The following is a 21122-nucleotide window of genomic DNA, read 5'->3' on the forward strand; positions in this document are numbered from 1 at the left end:
TCATGGCATCTTTTATCGTTTCCTATATAGAAACCATATAAAGGCTGAGTAGGGTACGGCCTAGTGAAACATTGCATCACCATTACCAGCTCATAAAACAAACTCAAAACCAGTATTTGGTAAGGCATGCTCTTATCGGCGAAAATTACCTTACTAATCGTTAATGTTTAAATCAGGCTTTCTGTTCACCAACAGGCAGCCCGTGGTTTTAATGCCAAATGGAAACAATTAGATAGCGAGCGGATGAAAATCTGAAAAACATAAAATCAGCCAAAATTTATTGTTTTAGCAAGCTAAAACAAAACAGCAAACAATCCCTAGCGGAAAATATTTCAGCCTCAAATCTAAACTTATTGTTTGGATAAATATCCACCCAGTCTGGAGCAAATCAACTTCACATTAAATGCAGTCAAACAAATGTATTGCCTGATAAATCTATCAATGAAAGCCTCAATAAAAAAACTTCCGGATTCTAAACAAATCCGGAAGTTTTATTCACGATTCAGCTAAAAGGTTTAGTTGTTGCTCCACTTGAAGCCAACACCGGCATTAAAGCCAACCTCTTTGCCAGTAGTGGAAACACCTGCACCCCAGCCGATATTACCGCTATTACTCATTGCCTTGTAGTTGGCGCCTACAGCGGTATAGCCACGATAAGTACCTACACCCACACCAACTGCCTGCTCACCGGCATTCAGAGAAGGCAGATAAGCACCGGATAAGGCCATGGCCAGAGCAGTACCAGAATAAGCACGACGCTCAGTACGCTGAACACGCTCATTTACTTGGTTCACATACTTATTGATGTTCGTAATCTGATTATTAACACCTTTAAGTTGAGCCACATTCACAGCATCAGTGTCAGCAGTACCAGCTGCAACACCAGTTATCTGACGGTATACACCCTTAGATGCATCACCCACAGATACCGCTCCTTCCGTACTTCTTGTGGCACGGATTGCTGCTGCCTGCTGCGATGTTGCAGTTACTGGAATATATCCCACTTTACCAGCAGCTGTGCTTGCTACTGATCCGGAGCCCAGAGCCACACCACCGGACTGTTTCACCTGAGCATTGCTGCCCAAAGCCACACCATTGGCAGCAGGAGCACTAGCTGAATCACCAATCGCTATCGCTGAAGAACCACTAGCCATTGCTGCGCCACCCACTGCTATTGAATCAGCACCTTGAGCAATTGATGCAGCTTTAGCAGAGTTGATCTTCGCATACTTGGTGCCATAATTCTGAATATTTTGCAGTGCATCAGCGACATTATTTGCTGTTACATTGCCACCAGTAGGCGTAGACGTATCGTATTTAGGCGGATTGATAGCATTCGAACCCGGTGTGTAAGATGTACCCAGACCTGATGCTATGGAAGCAATCTGGCTGCCGACAACTTGACTGATCGCGGTAGACAGACTATTCAATTGTGCGTCTGAAACCGTACCTGTTGGCAAACTATGTACCAATGTACTCAGATTATCCAAGTCTGTTTTCACATCCCACAACTGACCAGCATTAACTGCATCTAAAGAACCACGTGCAAGATTACCGGCTGCCACATTGGTAATACGCTGAGCTGTACCGCTGCCATGACTGGCATCATAAGCTCCCAACGTACCATTCCACTGCAAGGCATTCTTCGTCAGGTTAGTAATATTAGTGATCATTTCGCCTGTCGGAGTATCTTGCAAAATACTGGTGATTGTAGATAATCCGGTCGAAGTAGATGTTGATAAACTTGTCAGTCTTGATCTTTCGGTATACAGCTGGCCGCCATTTACAGCATCATGTGAATCTTGGTCAACTAAACCATCAGCCACATTGATAATCTTGCCATATTTTCCATCAAAATCTCGAGTAAGTTTATTTGGTCTTCCAGCATCAAACCCGTTTTTATCATCACTCCATTGCAGGCTCTTATCCTTCAGCTCTTTCACATCTTTTTGAGTATTGCCAAAGCTGGTAGACAGGCTGCTCAGGCTGGTGCTCGTGTTTGTAGCCAGCCTATCCAGACTGTCACTGGCAGTACTCAAACTACGTGACAAACTCTCATATCCGGTAGACATAGAGTTGCTGATGCTGTTGATACCTGAAATTACAGTTGATGAAACTACTGTTGACAGACTATTCAGACCTGTGGAAGTAGAACCAGACAATGCATACAGCTGGCTACCGTTTACCGCATCGGTAGAATCCGCTGCCACGCGGCCTGCAGCTACATTGGTAATACGCTGAGCTGTACCACTACCATGACTGGCATCATAAGCACCCAGTGTGCTATTCCACTGCAAGGCATTTTGCTGCAGGGTGGTCAGGTTCTGATTTGTGCTACTCAGACTGGATGTCAGGCTAGTCAGACCGGTTGAAGTACTGCTGCTCAGGCTGGTTAAGCCTGTGCTGGCACTAGCCAGTCCTAATTGAGTGGTGCTGGTCAGCGTATCCACTTTGTTATTAACATTAGTCAAACCTGCTGATGTGGCACTGCTCAAGCTGCTCAGTCCCGTACTACTGCTGTTCAATCCTGCCTGCGTCAAAGTAGACAGGCTGTACATCTGAGCACCGTTAATGGCATCACTAGAGCCGGCACTGATATTTCCGTCAGCAATACCGGTCAGATTCTGCGCACGACCGCCACGAGTGGCATCATAAGCGTTCACTGCATTGTTCCATTGCAGTGCATCCTTTTGCAGATTACCTACATTGGTATTGGTATCACTCAAACCAGTTGACAGACTGCTTACACTCTTAATTACTGTACTGAGGCTATCAGTAACGATGGTAGACAGACTACCCAACTGATTTTTGGTTACCTCATTCAGGTTAGTAGACAGGCTGCTTAGTCCGGTTGAAGTAGAACCAGACAAACTAAACAACTGGCTACCGTTAATTGCATCAGTAGAATCCAAGGCTACCCGGCCGGCCGCTACATTAGTAATACGTTGAGCTGTACCACCGCCATGACTAGCATCGTAAGCTGTTAGCGAACTATTCCACTGTAAGGCATTTTGCTGCAGGGTAGTCAGGTTCTGATTTGTGCTACTCAGACTGGATGTCAGACTAGTCAGACCGGTTGAAGTACTGCTGCTCAGGCTGGTTAAGCCTGTGCTGGCACTAGCCAGTCCTAATTGAGTGGTGCTGGTCAGCGTATCTACTCGTTCATTGACAGTAGACAAACCTGCCGATGTAACACTACTTAAGCTGCTCAGCCCCGTACTGCTACTGCTCAGTCCTGCCTGTGTCAGAGTAGACAAGCTGTACATCTGGGCGCCATTGATGGCATCACTTGAAACAGCGCTAATATCTCCACCAGCAATACCGGTCAATTTCTGAGCATGGCCATTACGGGTTGCATCAAAAGCACCGCTCACACTATTCCACTGTAATGCATTTTGCTGCAAGGCTGCTACATTAGTATTGGTTTCTCTCAGACCTGTAGACAGGCTGCTTACATTTTCCGTTACCGTACTGAGACTATTAGTCACTATAGTAGACAGACTACCCAGCTGATTTTTGGTTACCTCATTCAGATTAGTAGACAAGCTGCTTAGCCCAGTTGAGGTGGAGTTAGATAATGTATACAGCTGGCTTCCATTTACTGCATCGGTAGAGTCTGCAGCAAGACGTCCGGCGCTAATATTGGTAATGCGCTGTGCAGAACCGTCACGACCAGCATCATAAGCTGAAAGTGAACCATTCCATTGCAAGGTATTAGCCTTCAGCGTCGTCAGATTTTGATTGGTGCTGCTTAAGCTAGCAGTTAAACCAGCCAAGCCTGTTGCTGTACTGCTACTCAGCGTGCTCAGATTGCTATTGGTACTGTTCAAGCCTGCCGCAGTTACCGTAGACAGACTATAGAATTGCCCGCCGTTAATAGCTTCAGTTGAAGCTGCATTGACTGCACCTGCACCGATGCCACTCAGTACTTTGGCTTCTCCATTTCGACTGGCATCGTACACACCCTTGCCTGCATTCCACAGCAGCGCATTGGCCTGCAGTGAAGATACACTAGCATTAGCTGCCTGTAATCCTTTATCCAAAATCTGTAGATTGGAAGAAGTCGTACTGGTTAGGCTGCTTAGACTGTTGTTGATGCCAGTAATGCTGTTTGTCGTTGTATCAGACAACTGATTCAGCGCATCTTTAGTGCTACTCAGGCCTGTTGTAAGTGTACTCAGGCTAGTGCCATAGGCAGTAGACAGTGTATTTAACGCTACATTAGTAGAGCTCAGACTTTGATTCAACGTATTGACACTGGCTGTTGTACTGGTGGACAAGTTATACATCTGAGCACCGTTTACAGCATCAGTAGAATTTGCAGCTATGGAACCTGCAGCTACCTGAGTAATATTCTGTGCCTGACCTGTACCATGATCAGCTACGTAAGCACCTTTAGTTTTATTCCACTGCAACGCATCTGCCTGCAATGAAGTGACATTACCATTAATCTTACTTAAGCCGGTAGAAAGGCTGCCGATATTATCGGTTACCGTACTGAGGCTGTTAATCACAATGGTAGACAAACTACCAAGCTGATTTTTAGTCACTTCATTCAGATTAGTAGACAAACTGCTTAGTCCGGCTGAAGTGGAGCTAGACAATGTATACAACTGGCCACCGTTTACTGCATCGGTAGAATTCAGAGCTACCAAGCCCGCAGCTACATTAGTAATACGCTGCGCTGTGCCACCATGTCCGGCATCATAAGCTGACAGCGAATTGTTCCAAAGTAGGGCATTATCTTGTAGAGCAGAAACTTTGGCTGTCGTGGAGCTAAGATCGGTATCTAGTTTATTCAGGCTGTTCGTTGTATTAGCAGTGAAAGTATCCAGTTTACTGCTAACAGTGCTAACACTATTACCTAATATAGTAGAAAGACTTGTATAGCGATTATCTACCGTTGTTCTGATGCCGGTAGAAAGGTTGTACAACTGAGTACCATTAACTGCATCAGTTGAATCAGGAGCTACGTTGCCGGCAGCTACATTAGTGATTTTCTGTGGCTTATCTGTACCATGATCTGCACTATAGCTACCATTTTTCCACTGAAGAGCATCCTGCTGTAATCCAGCTACGGTACTAGTAGTTGAGCTCACAGTGCTGCTCAGGCGTCCTAGTGTAGTGGATGAACTATTGTACAAACTACTCAGACTATTTTGAGTAACAGTAGAAAGATTAGCAATATTGTTTGAAACACTTGTAGATAAGCCGCTCAGCCCAGTAGAAAAGCTAGAAGACAGAATAGCTACACTGTTTGATGTCGTAGAGGACAAGCTGTTGAAAGCATTCGATACCGTAGTAGACAAGCTACTGAAAGTAGTGGAAGTACTAGTAGACAGATTGTTTAGTTTTTCCGGCCAAGACGTAGACAGGCTATCTAATGTCTGTTGGGCTGAATTCAAACCAGATGATAGTGAGCGAGATACATTTGCCAAGCTGGTAGAATATCCTGAGGAAGCACGATACAGTTGTGCGCCAGTAATCACATCACTTGAATCTACTGTTTCAGCACCTTCTGCAACACGGGTAATTTTAGCTGGCTTGCCAGTAGCATGGCTAGCATCATAACCTGTCAGAGCAGAATTATACTGCAACGCGTTCTGCTGCAGCTGGCTTACTTTGCCACTAATCACCTCGGTAACAGTTGAAAGACTAGATACACCACCGGCTTTGACAATCGTGCTTAAAGAAGATGAAAAATTGTCAAATCCTGTGCTAACACTGTTTGAAAGGCTAGATATTTTGGTATTGGTTGTAAACAACTGGCCAGCAGTCGCTACATCACTGGAATCCTGCGCAAGTGTACCTGCAGCAACATTGGTAATCTTACCTAAAGCACCTGCCGTACCATGACGGGCATCGTAGGCACCACCATTACCTAAACTATCATTCCACAGCAATGCGTTCTGCTGCAATGTATTCACATTAGCGTTAGTTAATTTCAAGCTGCTGGAAGCAGTAGTAGATAATTCAGTTAGCCTGTTATTGGTATCGTTCAAACCAGTTGAAAGGCTGGCCAGATTATTAGTATTCATCTCAGTTAGAGAAGAAGACAAGCTGCTTAAACCATTTACCACACTGTCTGAGATTGAGCTTATGCTACCAGACAGTTTGCTAACATTAGTATTGGTTGTAAACAACTGGCCACCAGTAACTACATCACTTGAATCTGCACTTAAAATGCCATCCTTAACATTAGTAATACGCTGATAGATACCATTATGACTTGCATCATAAGCACCTTGACCACCATTCAGATCCTTATTCCACAATAAGGTATTTTGCTGCAGCACACCAATATTGGAATTGGTAGTCTGAAGAGAAGTTGAGGTTGAGGTAGTCAGATCATTCAGTTTGATATTGGTTTTATTTAATTCGTCTTTCAAACCAGCAAGACTATTGTTGCTGATATCCTGAAGCGAACTAGATAATTCACCAAATGTAGTACTAACACTTCCAGACAAAGATGTAAGATTACTATTAGTGGTAAACAGCTGACCACCAGTAACCACATCGCTGGAACCAGCTACGGCATTTCCATCCAAAACATTAGTAATCCGCTGAGCCTGTCCATTATGAGTAGCATCATAGGCTTTCAAATCACCATTCCACAGCAATGCATTTTGCTGCAGAGTTGAAAGGCTGGTATTGGTTGCAGTCAGCTTAGCGTCAAAACTACTAGACAAACTACTGATTTTACTATCAGCAAAATTGTTCAAAGCTGTGGATATACTACTGATACCGGTTGAGGCTGATGATGAAATCGAACCAAGAGTATTAAAAGTACTGCTAGATATATCGCTCAAAGTACTATTAGTAGTATACAACTGGCCACCAGTGACTACGTCACTTGAATTAGCTCCTAAAGAGGCATCGGCCACATTAGTGATTTTTTCTGATCCACCTATCGCACCGTGGCTAGCATCATAAGCACTGGCAGTACTATTCCATTGTAAAGCATTCTTCTGTAATGCTGCCACATTAGCACTGGTAGAAGCCAGATTATTATCCAAAGTTGTAGATAATGATCTTAGTCCAGATTTCAGTGAGTTATCCAGAGTATTAGTCAGATCGATCAAATTATTACTAGTGGCAGTAGATAATGTATTTAATCCAGTAGACATACTAGTAGACAAGCCACTGACTGCGGTATTGGTAGTATACAACTGGCCACCGGTAACAACATCGCTGGAGCCTGCTGTGGCACTACCATCAGCTACATTGGTAATTCTCTGTTTTTCATTTGTAGCACCATGACTGGCATCATAAGCATTTACAGTATTATTCCACTGCAATGCATTCTGCTTTAATGAATTTAAATTAGTATTGGTTGTAGTCAGACTGTTTTCAGCAGCAGTAGAGAGAGAAGTCAAACCTGTAGACAGGGATTTATTCAGATTTGCTGAAATATTATCTAGACCGGTAGAAGCAGAACCAGATAAGCTTTGTAGTCCATTATTCAGTTTGTCAGTCAAACTACTAACACTAGTATTGGTTGCAAATAGCTGCTTACCTGTAACCACATCACTTGAATCAGCGCTAAGTATGCCATCTGCTACATTAGTAATTCTCTGTGTGGTATTGGCCAAACCATGGCTAGCATCATAAGCACCAATATCATTATTCCATTGCAAAGCATCTTTTTGCAAAGCTGAAATATTTGTATTGGCAGATTGCAGACCAGTACTGAGAATAGTAGACAGACTTTGTATTCCTTTTGCAGACAAGCCTTCTAATGAAGTAGATAAGCTGTTTAGACTTTCTACCGTAGAGCTAGAAAGCGTATACAACTGTCTACCTGTTGCTACATCTGTTGAATTAGCTGCAAGTGTGCCATCCATTACATTGGTAATACGCTGATTTTCGCCACCATTTCTGGCACTGTATGCTTTATCAGCAACACTCCATTGCAAGGCATTTTTCTGCAGATTAGCAATATCTGCCTGACTATCACCTACTGCAGACGATAAGCTGCTGATTACAGACTTAGAAGAATTCTGTAATGCAGTATTCAGGCTACTTAAACTATTCGTAGTTGATAAAGACAATGTATCTAGAGTGGTATTAGTTGTGTATAACTGAGCGCCAATAACCACTTCACTGGAATCTGCTGTCAGATCGCCGCCTGCTACCCCTGTAATCTTCTGAGCATTACCACTGCGGCTGGCATCATAAGCAGTTTTAGTTGAATTCCACAAAAGCGCCTGATCTTTTACAGCAGTTAATTTAGTGCTGGTATCTGCCAGACTGGAATTAACTGTTGAAGTAGTACTCGCTAATTTGCCAGCCGTAACAGTGGAAAGACTATACAGCTGACCACCGTTAATCGCATCAGTGGAAGCCTGATCAGTACTACCTGCTTTAACATGAGTGATCTTCTGATCCACATCACCATGTCTAGCATCATACGCACCTTCTTTCCACAGCAATGCATTACTCTGCAGCCCAGTAACACTATTACTAATAGTACCAGCTACCAGAGAAACTTTATTAATATCTGCAGTGGTTGAAGAAATTATCTGATCTGAAAGCTGAGACAATCCAGTTGAAACACTACCGGATAAAACTGTCAGATTTGAATTAGTCGTATATAGCTGAGCACCATTGACAGCATCAGTAGAAGCGACAGATGTAATATCACCCGCGGCAACCTGAGTAATTTTTTGAGGGCTGCTGCCACGCAGGGCACTAAATGCTTTTAAGTTATCATCCCATTGTAAAGCATCAGATTTCAGATTTTTAATACCTGTAGAAGTAGAACTCTGCACGCTTGATAAGCTAGTGCTAACATTACCCAGATTAGTGTTGATGTTAGACACTACATTATCCACACGGCTGGATAGTGCAGTAGATAAGGTAGTAATATTAGTATCAATACTGGTTGATAAAGAAGACAAATCAGCGTTTGCAGACTGTAGGTCTGAACTTGTTGTTGATGCTAAAGTACTGATACTTTTATTAGTGGTAAATAATTGTCCGCCAGTAACCAAATCTGATGATGTAGCCTTGCTGATGTCACCAGCAGCAACGTTAGTTACCTTACGATTTGAACCTCCATAGCTGGCATCATAAACATCACCATTAAGCTGCAAAGCCACATCACTAAGATGGCCAATACTGTTTCCAGTAGCCACAGACAATGAAGAAATAGTCTTATTAGTGGTATCCAGTACTGTACCCACAGATGTAGATAATGAGTCTCTTTTAGTATTTGCGTCCTGAATACTTTGGCTGGTTGAAGTAGACAACCGGCTGAGACTAGAATTAGTTGTAAACAACTGCCCACCGTTAACTACATCTGTAGATGTAGCTTTAGAAATATCGCCGGCTGCAATATTGGTAATTTTTTGTGCTTCACCATTACGGCTGGCATCATACATACCGTTTTTCAATTGCAGTGCATCAATATTCAGCTGGCTCAGACTAGTGGACGTACTGGTTACAAGAGTATTCAACTGATTTACAGAAGACGACAGCGTTGTGCTAACAGAAACTGAAGTTGAATTAAAATTGGCTACTGCACTACTGATGCTGCCCAATGAAGATGTGCTTAATGAAGCTAACTCTGTATTAGTAGCGTATAATTGTCCACCGTTCACAGCATCTGTCGAACCCGGTGCAGTAATATCACCAGCACTAACATTAATGATTCTTGCTGTTTTTGCTCCACTGGCTGCATGAGATGCATCATAAGCCAATTCTTTTGTATTCCATTGCAACGCATCTTCCTGAAGGTGCTTAATTCCCGTAGATGCTGAAGTATTCAAGGAAGTGATATCAGAATTTGCTTGATTAAAACGAGTGGTAATACTGTTTGTCAGATCAGTTAGATTACTTGTAGTTGTACTTATTGATGTAGAAGCAGATGCCAGAAAATCAGTTAAATTACTGTTTGTAGTTGACAATCCGGTTGATGTAGACGAAGAAAGTGAACTCAGACTGGTTGATGTGGACGTGCCCAGACTTTTAAGCTGAGCTACATTCACTGCATCTGTATCTTGTGTACCAGCAGCAAGTCCAGTAATCTGTCGAGTCAAGCCCGAAGCAACGTCCCCAATTGCTACAGCATTTGCTGTACTGTTCCATACAGGTGAAGCTGTTGCAGCATCACGGGAGACACTTGTTGATGGATTATACCCAGCCACACCTTTTGAAGTAGAAGCGACAGAACCACTACCTAAAGCAATACTATCATCAGATTTGGCAGAAGCACCCTGACCAATTGCTACGCCATTGGTACCACTTACCTGAGTATTATTACCCAATGCCAAAGCATTGGCTGCACTTACATTAGCCGTATTACCAACAATCATTGCTCCAGTGGCTTGTGCAGAAACAGTATTACTGCTACCCAGAATTCTTATGTTATCAGCTTTACTAATTCCTTCTGGATCAGTCTGGATAGTATTTTTATTACCAAAAATACCAGTATTATCAGCGGCAATCGTACCGTTCTGATTACCAAAAGAATAAGTTCCTTCACCGTTGACTATAGTTACACCGGTTGCAGCAGTAGTCTGGGTACCATCTGTACTGTTAAAGCCTGTAGTAGTACCGGAACCACCAATAGCTCCGGAACCTTTACCATTCACCTGATTAGCTGAACCAATACTGATACTCTGCTCCGCATTTGCCTGAGCTGAATTACCGATGGCAAGAGCAGAATCTTTTTTGGCCTGAGACTGTACACCTAAAGCCACCGTACCATCTGCGCTGGCTTGAGACATCAAACCAGCAGCCACACTACCCACGCCATCAGACGAAGCCACAGAGCCTAAAGCCACACTAGATACACCAGTAGCCTGAGCGCCAATACCGAAGGCAACTGCCGCGCGTCCAGAGGCAAGAGCCGCTGTACCGATAGCCATTGCACCACCAGCTGTTGCCGTAGCATTGGTACCAAAAGCTACAGAATAATTACCTGATGCATAGGCACCACAACCAGAAACAAAAGAATATACACCATATGCTACAGGCATTTTACTTTTAGCACCGCCTGTTAATAATCCCTGCATACCGGAGGTGCCTGTAGTTGTAATACCGTCTGTGCTAGCATCTACAGAAGTGGTAGTTGTACCATAAGGAGTATACTTGGTACCTACCCCATTATTTTGAAAAGTCTGATTCTGGGCAAACCGCAGGTATTCATCTAGAGCACTGATACTTGTGCCTGAAATAGTGCGGTTTGGATCTCCTCTTCCTACAACTTCATCTGCACCACATGTATAAGGATAGGCAGCACTACCTGTAGCGTTAAGGTCATTAGCTCCATTAATTACCATAGAACCATGACTGCCGTATGGATAGCTTTGGGGTGCACCGTCAGTACCTCTATTAGTTCCACCAACAATTGCTGCATTAGAAGCATACGCACTTGGAACAAATATTGATAAATTTAAAACCGCAGTAATAACACCCAGTTTGGAAAGGATATTCAGTTTAGATTTACTGCCGCCTTTGTTGGCAGCAGGTAATAAGGAAACTGTATCAGACTTGGTTTTGCTTTTAGCTAGTTCGGAAGCAGCTACCCAAGTCTGGGTCGTTTCATTCCATATAGCACGATATATTTTATTCAATTGGTTTACTCCTGATTAGAAATCATGCCGTCAAACAAAATTCTGGATAACTTAAAATAAAGTTAAAACTCAAGTTAAATCTTTAAGTAATATAACATAAATATTTGTTTGGATGTAGTAAACGAGACCGAATAGTATTTAACAGTATAAATTAAATTATTTTTATCGCTTTATGCAACATAATGAAAATAAAGATATTTTTATATATATCACTAAGTCTCATCAAACTAAGGACTGTTGAAATACTTTGTTTAAATGTTATTATTGTCTTATTCTAACCACAGTACCCTTGTTGTTAACACTTAATAATTACATAAATTTAGAAAAACATTTATTCCAGGAAATGAATGTTTAAATGAGGGTAAGCAAATGAAATAAGAATGATATATTGATATTGTATTTTTAATTTTGTAATTTATATTTATTCTTCTTTATTTAACCAATTAAAAACATGTATGTATTTGATAAGCTATCTTTTTAGATTACATAAATGTTATTTGTAGATGAAATGATTTACTCATATTATAAAGTCATTTTGATTGAGAAGAACTAAGCGATGAATCTGTAATTTCACATACATCAGAGAATCTTGATTTTATATAAATAACAATGATAATTTCAATAATATAATTTGATAGTTATGATATTAAATAAAGTGAATTTCATTTCAAGCTTACTAAATATGAACTCTATTACCAAAAATATCTGTTGATGAAATTTTTAAAAGTTTCATCATAAATTTATTTAATTATCATATTTAAATATGTAAATTTCCAAAAAAACCCGAATTGGGATTAATATGAATTTACCAAATAAAATCAATGTTCCATTTCTTTTTCAACATCTATTAAAGCGCGACGTGACAAAGCCAAAGTAGCACGATTACTATCCAGTACAGAATATAAAAACAGGCTACCTAATTTTTTTAGCGGTCGGATAAGATGATATTGATGTCCGACAGTAATAAGAATATCCTCAATTTCATCGTTCAATTCCAGCATCTGCATGGTTTTGATTTTAGAGCGGATAACTTCTGTACTGCTGGCTGCGGCAATTTCCAAATCTATTTTATTGATGGCACTGCCAGCCATCAGCATACCATTATCATAATCAACCACTGCAGCTGCTAGTGCACCTTCTACGTTTAACAATTGTGCTACCACAGCCTGATAGTTCATTCTCTTATCCTGCAAAAATTAGAAATTAGGCCAAATTATATCAGTTATTGTATTCAAATTTTCTTACCCATTGCAACATATTCTTTAGCTGATTTTAAATTCAGTAGTTTCATGCTACCTGAGGTAAGTGATGAAATGCCGAAGGCAGTAGCCGATTATGTGGAAAAGTTACCCATTCATATGCTTCTGGCTGATTAAGTAGTTGCCGTAAAAGTGCATTATTAATAGCATGCCCAGATTTATAGCCCTCAAAAGCTCCGATAATTGGATGGCCCAGTACATACAAGTCACCAATTGCATCCAGAATCTTATGGCGTACAAATTCATCTGGATAACGCAAGCCTTCAGGATTAAGAATATCCATATCGTCAATCACTATCGCATTGTTTAAATTTCCTCCCAATCCCAGATTGTGACTACGCATCAGTTCTACTTCCTGCATAAATCCGAAAGTTCGTGCCCGCGAAATTTCATCGATATAAGATTGCCCCGAAAAATCAATCTTAAAAGTCTGATTACTGCGGTTAAACACTGGATGATCAAAATCTATGGTCAAAGTTACCTGAAATCCTTCATATGGAGTAAATTTCACCCATTTATCCTTTTCTACAAGTGTTACCGTCTCTTTAATACGTAAAAAGCGCTTTTCTACAGGCTGATCAACTACGCCTGCATCCTGTAATAAATAAATAAAAGGTAAACTAGACCCATCCATAATGGGAATTTCCGGTGCGTTCAACTCTACCAGAATATTATCAATTCCATAGGCAGCAAATGCGGACATGATATGCTCAATGGTACCAATACGAATGCCATCTTCTGTCACAACAGTCGAAGAAAGGCGGGTATCGTTAATCAGTTCTGGTGTCAGTTGCACAATACGGCCTTGTTCACCGGTCAAATCTATCCGCCGAAAACGTATCCCTGTATTAAAAGCAGCCGGATGTAATCCGAGTCTGACGCGCTCTCCCGAATGCAAACCCACACCAGTTACACTAATGCTTTTCGCTAATGTCCGTTGCAACATATTTTTTCCTGACTAATCTGCATACCTTATGGTAACGAAATTTTCTTATGGCAGTAATGAATTCTGCCAAACAGTGGATAAATTATTGCTATCAAGGTTCATTCCAATTAGTTTTCCACAGCAAACAAAAATTTCGCAAAGATTATCCACATAATCCACAAAATATTCCCAAATCAAGATTTTAACTTATCAACAATTAAACATATGATAAATATAGATATTTTAAGTTATCCACAGAATGTATGGCTTCGTCTTTGTCTTCATCATTTTATTATTTATATTTTTATTAGAATAATAAATTAAGTTTCTACGTGCTCACGTATTCCTGTTATTTCTACAATATTATCGATTACTCTGAAAAGCACATCCCAATCAAAAAGATTCACTACAAAAATCTTATTAGATTTATATTGATGAGCTGGTCTTGGATCATGAGCCAAACTCTGATTAATTAAATCATAATGTTTTGTATCTAAAGAAAATAATCTTACTTGTTGTAAAGCTTCTGGTGACCAGTACACTCTCAGCTGTTCATGTTCACGAGCAAAACCACAACGTGCATGAGGCTTCGCCTCAACAAAAGGAATATAAGGTTTGATATCAATAACTGGTGTCTGATCTAAAAAATCCACACCACTGATGTGTATACGAACATGTTTATTACATTCGATTCGTTCCAGTTTCACCAATGATAAACCTAGATGATTTGGTCGATGTGGGCTACGAGTCGCAAAAATCCCTTTTTTTTCTTTGCCTCCCAATTTAGGTGGACGAATTAATGGCTGCCAACCTTCTTTTACGGTGGCATGAAAAATAAACTGTACCCAGATATATTCATAATCTTCTAATCCGCGTACACAATCAGTTGTGAATTCTTTGGATAAGTCTATATATGCCAAAGCAGCTGGAACAAGACCAGGCTGCCTGGCTACACCAAATTTCTGTTTATAGGGAGAAGTAATATATCCAATTGGCTGGATTGACCAATATCCTTTGGATACTTCAGAAGAATGAGAAATCATACTAAATACATATTTATTCACTTGAGCATATTGTACGGGAATCAGTGTATATATCTGTATATAAGTTGTGGATATTGATATAATAAATTGTTTTATTTATATATTTTTGTAATAAATAGAAAATAGCTAGCCTGTTTCCGATGTACATAGCCAATTCAAATTATTTGAATAAAATGTTATGCTATAAGTCTGAAGTTTTCCAATATAACTTAAACAAATTCAATGTAATATAGATAATTTATTATCTATGCTGACTGATGGATTCTTAGCTAAATTCAGTTCTGATTAATAAAATAAAAAGTATCAGCCTTCTAAAATCAAAGCTTTGATTTTGGGAAATAAGGATAATGATTGAATACTATATGTTGATAAATAAAAAGAGTAGGGTAGAGGTTGAATACTAAATTTATATTAGAAAATTATTTCCCAAATTATGATTTTGTTTGTGGATGTAGGTAACAAACTTGGACATAAAAATTTTCTATTATTTAATGTTAAACGATGCCACTTTATTTGTGATTAAAAGGGAAATTTTTTAAAGTAATAAACACTCAAAATTTAATAAAATCTCAGAAATAAAATTCTATTAAATTCTATTAGATTCTGTTCATTGCCAGACAAACAGGTAGTTAATAGTGGTTTATCGGCAGTGTGTTTATATTTCTGATACCATGTCGAGTTATTAGGAAAGAAGATAGCAGTATAATTATTTAATTTGACTGATTTATCCATTTTAAGATGGTTATTCTGTAATCAGAATGCTGGTAACACCTAAGATTGTTGCTGGTTTTGATTAATCTAGGGATAGTTCTGATGAAAATATTGGTAGCAATAAAGCGTGTTGTTGACTATAACGTAAAGGTACGCGTTAAAGCTGATGAATCAGATGTGGATATTGGCAATGTTAAAATGTCAATGAATCCTTTTGATGAAATTGCTGTTGAAGAAGCAGTGCGTTTAAAAGAAGCAGGAAAAGCCTCTGAAGTAGTGGCGGTATCAATTGGGGTAAAGCAATGTGAAGAAACCTTGCGAACAGCTTTAGCAATGGGCGTTGATCGTGCCATACATATTGAAACCGATGAAAAACTTCAGCCACTTGCAGTGGCCAAGTTGTTAAAAGCTGTAGCAGACAAAGAACAGCCGCAATTGTTTTTGCTGGGAAAACAGGCAATAGATGATGATGCCAACCAGACGGCACAAATGCTATCAGCTTTAATGCAGGTTTCTCAGGGTACGTTTGCCAGTAAAATTGAATTAAATTCTGATGAAGTATTGGTAACGCGTGAAATTGATGGTGGGCAGGAAGAAGTGGCACTTACATTGCCAGCCGTAATTAGCGTTGATTTGCGCCTGAATGAACCTCGCTATATTAAATTACCTAACATTATGCAGGCTAAAAAGAAACCGCTGGAGAAAAAAACGGTAGTCGAACTAGGTGTGGATATTTCTTCGCGGCTGATTCAGCTGAAAGTAACCGAACCGCCAGAGCGTAAGGCGGGTATTAAAGTAGCTGATGTAAGTGAATTAGTTGATAAACTGCATCATGAAGCTAAGGTTATTTAAAGGAGATATAAATGTCTGTATTAATTATTGCTGAACATCAGCAGTCATGTATAGATGAAGCTACGTTGCATGCCGTAACAGCAGGAAAGCAATTGGGCGATGTGGATATTTTAGTTGCGGGATATGAAGTAGCAGATGTTGTGGCTCAGGCACAGAAAATCTGTGGTGTACGAAAAGTGATATTTGCAGATGCCTGTATTTATGCTCATCCACTGGCAGAAACTTTAGCTCCTTTAATAGTACAACTTTCTGAGTCTTATAGTCATATAATAGCTTCTGCCACTAGTTTTGGTAAAAATTTACTGCCTCGCGTGGCTGCATTATTAGATTGTGAGCCCATATCTGATGTGACAGAAATCATTGACTCTTCCACTTTCGTCCACCCAGTTTACGCCGGTAATGCTTATCAGACCATACGAAGTGAACAGCTCAAACAGATCCTCACCATTCGAACCACTGCTTTTCCATTGGCTGAAGCAACTGGAGGACAAGCGCTCAAAGAACAGATCTCACCGGTGGAAGTACCAAACCTAAGCCGTTTTATTGGCCGAAAGTTAACAAAATCTGAACATCCAGATCTCACCACTGCTAAAATAGTTGTTAGTGGCGGGAGAGGCTTAGGTAGTGAAGAAAATTTTGCTCGTCTTTTGAATCCGTTAGCAGATATTTTGAATGCAGCTATTGGTGCTTCACGTGCTGCTGTGGATGCTGGCTATGCGCCAAATGATTATCAGGTAGGGCAAACGGGTAAAGTAGTTGCTCCTGATTTGTATATAGCTATCGGCGTATCGGGTGCTATTCAACATCTGGCTGGTATGAAGGACAGTAAAATTATTGTTGCCATTAATAAAGATACAGAAGCTCCTATTTTTAATGTAGCAGATTATGGTTTGGTTGCTGATTTGAATACAGCTGTTCCAGAATTAATTGCACAGTTAAAATCAATTTTGCATTAAAGCATTAAAAAAATTTGCTAATGTTTCACGTGAAACATTACTGTATTGTGTGAATAAAGCAGAATTAATGGAAACTATCTTGAATTAATGCTATTTTAGGATAGATAAGATTGTCTGATTCTAAAAATTGCCTGAATAGAAACTATTCAGGCAATTTTAATGAGATATCAAAGAAATTAATAGGCTATATAGGATGAATTGTTTACATGATAAACAAAGTTTTGCCTTTGCTTCAGATAATTATGCAGGCGTACACCCAGAAATTATGCAGGCTTTGCTAGTGGCTAATGATGGACATCAGCCAGCATATGGAGCTGATGTTTATACCCTAGCTCTTCAACAAAAAATAAAACAGTTATTTGGGGAAACGGCTGAAGCATTCCCCGTTTTTAATGGAACGGGGGCCAACGTAACTGCATTGCAGTCGCTATTGCCTCGCTGGGGTGCGGTGATATGTGCCGAAAGTGCACATATTCAGTGTGACGAAGGCGTGGCACCAGAACATTTGGCCGGTGTAAAGTTGCTAACAATTCCTACTGCAGATGGTAAATTAACCCCGCAATTGGTATCCAAACAGGCATGGGGTTTTGGTGTAGAGCATCGAGCGCAACCAGCAGTGGTATACATCAGCCAGTCCACTGAATTGGGGACTTGTTATAGTGTGGCTGAGATTCGGGCTTTATCTGATTACTGTCATCAGCATAATATGAAATTATATGTTGATGGTGCGCGTCTGGCGAATGCACTGGTTGCAGAAAATACAGATGTTAAAACCATGATTACGGCTACTGGTGTAAATATGCTTAATCTGGGCGGGACTAAAAATGGCCTGTTACAGGGAGAGTGTATTATCAGTATGCATCCAGATACACATGCATCTATGCCATATCTGCGTAAAATTAATGCTCAGCTGGGTGCTAAAATGCGGTTTATTTCTGCTCAGTTTTTGGCATGGTTTGAGTATGATCTGTGGCTGAATCTGGCTGCTAATAGTAATCAGATGGCTACCCGTCTAGCGAATGCACTAGATGAAATTGAGGAAATTACTGTTACTCAGCAGACGCAGGCCAATGCTGTGTTTGCTGTGTTACCTGCACATGCACGTGCCAAGCTACATCAACAATTTCATTTTTATGATTGGGATGAAAGTAAAGGTGAAGTACGGTGGATGACCAGTTTTGATACAACAGAAAAACAAGTGGATACCTTTATCGCTGCTATTAAACAGGCTTTGGTACAGACATGAAAGAAGTTTATCAGTATACAACGCTGGCCACACCGGCTCAGGCAGAATTTAAAGATAAAGGCAGTCGCTTTCTGGGGTTTGCTTGGCCCGTGCAAGATGAAGCAGAAATTCGTCAGCATGTACAGATATTAAGAGAGCAGCACCATAAAGCACGACATTGCTGTTATGCATGGCGTCTAGGTGTGGATGGCAACCGATACCGTGCCAATGATGATGGAGAACCTGCTGGCAGTGCTGGTAGGCCCATTCTCGGACAAATTGATTCTGCGGCAGTGACTGATGTTTTAGTCGCTGTTGTACGCTATTTTGGTGGTACCTTACTTGGGGTGCCTGGTTTAATTCATGCATATAAAACCGTTACAGCAGCTGCTATTGAGGCTGCAGAAAAAATACAACAAGATATCTGCCGGCAATTACAGCTTCATTGTGAATATGCTCATTTAAGTGAAGCCCTGCGCTGGTGTAAGCAGCATCAGGCACAGGTTTTGAAACAGGACTTACAGCAGAATTGCTCGCTACAGGTGTGTATACCGCTTAGACGGCTGGAAAATGCTCTGGCTGTTTTGCGTAAGATGCGCATAATTGATGTTAAACTGGAGAATTAAATGATATATTGATGCTTATAATAGTTAGTATTTTCTGACTAATTGTAATGATATTAAGCGAGAAATAAGTATGAAATTATTGGTTATTGGTAGTGGAGGACGTGAGCATGCTTTAGCATGGCGTCTGGCTCAGTCGCCTAAAGTCAGTACTGTTTATGTAGCACCGGGAAATGCCGGTACAGCTACCGAACCAAAACTGCAAAATATTGACTTCACTAATCATCAACAGCTAATTGATTTTTGTCGGCAGCAGCATATTGAGTTTACCGTAATTGGTCCAGAAGCGCCTTTGGCTGCAGGCATTGTGGATGATTTTATTGCTGCTGGTCTGGCGGTTTTTGGTCCAAGCCGTTATTGCGCTCAGCTAGAAAGTTCCAAGGATTTTGCTAAGGAATTTATGATCAGGGAAGGTATTCCCACCGCAGCATATCAAACATTCACTGATGCTAAGCAAGCACACCAGTATGTTAGCCAGAAAGGTGCACCGATTGTGATTAAAGCTGATGGTCTGGCATCAGGTAAAGGTGTAATAGTTGCCATGACTCTGGCTGAAGCCCATCAGGCAATAGATGATATGCTATTGGACAATGCTTTGGGTACAGCTGGTGCCAGAGTTGTTATCGAAGAGTATCTTCAGGGAGAAGAAGCCAGTTTCATTGTGATGGTAGATGGTGAACATGTCTTACCTATGGCAACTAGCCAGGATCACAAACGTTTACTTGACCATGATAACGGGCCCAACACTGGCGGGATGGGTGCCTATTCTCCGGCTCCTGTGGTCTCTGCTGCTGTGCATCAACGAGTAATGGATGAAATTATTCTGCCGGTAGTTCGGTCTATGCAAAGAGCCGGTCATCCGTATCGTGGTTTTTTATATGCTGGTCTGATGATTGATCAATCTGGTGCGCCCTATACGATTGAATTCAATTGTAGATTTGGTGACCCGGAAACTCAGCCTATTATGTGTCGTTTGCAGAGTGATTTGGTAGAACTAATACAAGCAGCTTTAGCAGGAAAACTAAATAACATTGCTGCATCATGGAGCGAACAGGCAGCTGTGGGTGTGGTGCTGGCTGCTGATGGTTATCCACAAGCGCCACTTAAAGGTGCTGTAATTTCAGGTATAGAAGTAGCTAATCAGTTTGGCAAAGTTTTTCATGCTGGTACAAAATTGAATGCACAAGGTGAAACGATTACTAATGGTGGCCGCGTATTGTGTGTAGTGGGAATGGGATCAGATATTCATACCGCACAAAAACAAGCCTATACAGCTGTAAACTCTATCCATTTTGATGGAATGCAATATCGACATGATATTGGATCTAAAGCAATAAAGTATGACATTTAATATAGTTGTTGAAAAGTAAGCTAATCCTTGCTTCAGGCTTGTTAGGATGGATTACAAACGATTGAATTTTATATTCAGAATACAAAAAAATTCATATGAACAAAATATAATAGGTAGTTAGTATGCTTAAATTTTAAGCTTATTGCTTTTTATAAATTAGCGAATGTATATAATTTATTATGTATTACACATATAAAATTGGTCTACAATAAACTTTAATTTTTAGTAGATACATAAATGTATAAAATTTTGGTATTTGGCTATCAGCGAATAAATATGTACTAAAAGTATAAATACTATGCTTACCTAATTGATTAATTATTTACAAATGGAATTTATCTGGACTTATTTGTATATATAGAAAATACTAGTCATAAAGCCTGATATAAATGTTGATGATTTCCTGATGATAAAAGAGTATAAATTGTATTACACTGATCTGAAGTATGTGAGTTAATAAAGCTGTAAAAAATTTTTGCGGATATGATGTAGTGGTAGCATAACTGCTTCCCAAGCAGTTCGGACGGGTTCGAGTCCCGTTATCCGCTCCAAAGAATATATTCAGTATTTATTTGTAATATTAAAAATGTATCTGCTA

At 40.3% G+C, this 21122-nt stretch carries 9 protein-coding genes and 1 tRNA gene; 6 read left to right on the forward strand and 4 right to left on the reverse strand.

Annotation, left to right across the window (positions count from 1 at the left end; genetic code table 11):
• Positions 1-515: 515 nt before the first annotated feature.
• The 4 genes from ABU615_RS06795 to tsaA all read right to left on the reverse strand — a co-directional run bounded on the left by ABU615_RS06795 (position 516) and on the right by tsaA (position 14806).
• Positions 516-11579 (reverse strand): ESPR-type extended signal peptide-containing protein, encoded by an 11064-nt coding sequence (locus tag ABU615_RS06795; RefSeq protein WP_370388731.1) that lies wholly within the window; start codon positions 11577-11579, stop codon positions 516-518.
• Positions 11580-12397: 818 nt separating this feature from the next.
• Positions 12398-12757 carry a hypothetical protein gene (locus tag ABU615_RS06800; RefSeq protein WP_100141037.1) on the reverse strand — a complete coding sequence of 120 codons (360 nt, stop codon included), beginning with the start codon at positions 12755-12757 and terminating at the stop codon, positions 12398-12400.
• 109 nt (positions 12758-12866) lie between these two features.
• Positions 12867-13784, reverse strand: coding sequence for a UDP-3-O-acyl-N-acetylglucosamine deacetylase (gene lpxC, locus ABU615_RS06805; protein ID WP_100141036.1), 918 nt, complete (start codon positions 13782-13784; stop codon positions 12867-12869).
• A gap of 299 nt (positions 13785-14083) precedes the next feature.
• The gene (gene tsaA / locus ABU615_RS06810) at positions 14084-14806 is read right to left on the reverse strand and encodes a tRNA (N6-threonylcarbamoyladenosine(37)-N6)-methyltransferase TrmO (protein WP_267408681.1); all 723 of its coding nucleotides are present in this window, start codon (positions 14804-14806) and stop codon (positions 14084-14086) included.
• A gap of 813 nt (positions 14807-15619) precedes the next feature.
• Here tsaA and ABU615_RS06815 point away from each other — a divergent pair.
• The 6 genes from ABU615_RS06815 (at position 15620) to ABU615_RS06840 (ending at position 21075) form a co-directional block, all read left to right on the forward strand.
• A complete protein-coding gene (locus ABU615_RS06815) occupies positions 15620-16369 on the forward strand; it encodes an electron transfer flavoprotein subunit beta/FixA family protein (protein WP_267408682.1) in 750 nt (249 codons plus the stop codon).
• Between the two features lie 11 nt (positions 16370-16380).
• A complete protein-coding gene (locus ABU615_RS06820) occupies positions 16381-17325 on the forward strand; it encodes an electron transfer flavoprotein subunit alpha/FixB family protein (protein ID WP_267408683.1) in 945 nt (314 codons plus the stop codon).
• 193 nt (positions 17326-17518) lie between these two features.
• Entirely contained in the window at positions 17519-18571 is a 1053-nt protein-coding gene (locus ABU615_RS06825) for a low specificity L-threonine aldolase (protein WP_370388732.1), read from the forward strand.
• Positions 18568-19176: a YigZ family protein gene (locus tag ABU615_RS06830; protein ID WP_267408685.1), complete on the forward strand. Its 609-nt coding sequence runs from the start codon at positions 18568-18570 to the stop codon at positions 19174-19176. Before ABU615_RS06825 ends, ABU615_RS06830 begins: the two co-directional genes overlap by 4 nt.
• 70 nt (positions 19177-19246) lie before the next feature.
• Positions 19247-20524 (forward strand): phosphoribosylamine--glycine ligase, encoded by a 1278-nt coding sequence (purD, locus tag ABU615_RS06835; protein WP_267408686.1) that lies wholly within the window; start codon positions 19247-19249, stop codon positions 20522-20524.
• Between the two features lie 477 nt (positions 20525-21001).
• Positions 21002-21075: transfer RNA gene (locus ABU615_RS06840), tRNA-Gly, on the forward strand.
• Positions 21076-21122 lie beyond the last annotated feature (47 nt).

The sequence above is a fragment of the Snodgrassella alvi genome (assembly GCF_040741455.2).
Classification (GTDB): domain Bacteria; phylum Pseudomonadota; class Gammaproteobacteria; order Burkholderiales; family Neisseriaceae; genus Snodgrassella; species Snodgrassella alvi_E.

Excerpts from the sequence above, each read along its gene's own strand:
- purD (WP_267408686.1), top strand. The coding sequence starts at position 19,247 with ATGAAATTATTGGTTATTGGTAGTGGAGGACGTGAGCATGCTTTAGCA.
- lpxC (WP_100141036.1), bottom strand. The coding sequence starts at position 13,784 with ATGTTGCAACGGACATTAGCGAAAAGCATTAGTGTAACTGGTGTGGGT.
- ABU615_RS06815 (WP_267408682.1), top strand. The coding sequence starts at position 15,620 with ATGAAAATATTGGTAGCAATAAAGCGTGTTGTTGACTATAACGTAAAG.
- ABU615_RS06800 (WP_100141037.1), bottom strand. The coding sequence starts at position 12,757 with ATGAACTATCAGGCTGTGGTAGCACAATTGTTAAACGTAGAAGGTGCA.
- tsaA (WP_267408681.1), bottom strand. The coding sequence starts at position 14,806 with ATGATTTCTCATTCTTCTGAAGTATCCAAAGGATATTGGTCAATCCAG.
- ABU615_RS06820 (WP_267408683.1), top strand. The coding sequence starts at position 16,381 with ATGTCTGTATTAATTATTGCTGAACATCAGCAGTCATGTATAGATGAA.
- ABU615_RS06825 (WP_370388732.1), top strand. The coding sequence starts at position 17,519 with ATGAATTGTTTACATGATAAACAAAGTTTTGCCTTTGCTTCAGATAAT.
- ABU615_RS06830 (WP_267408685.1), top strand. The coding sequence starts at position 18,568 with ATGAAAGAAGTTTATCAGTATACAACGCTGGCCACACCGGCTCAGGCA.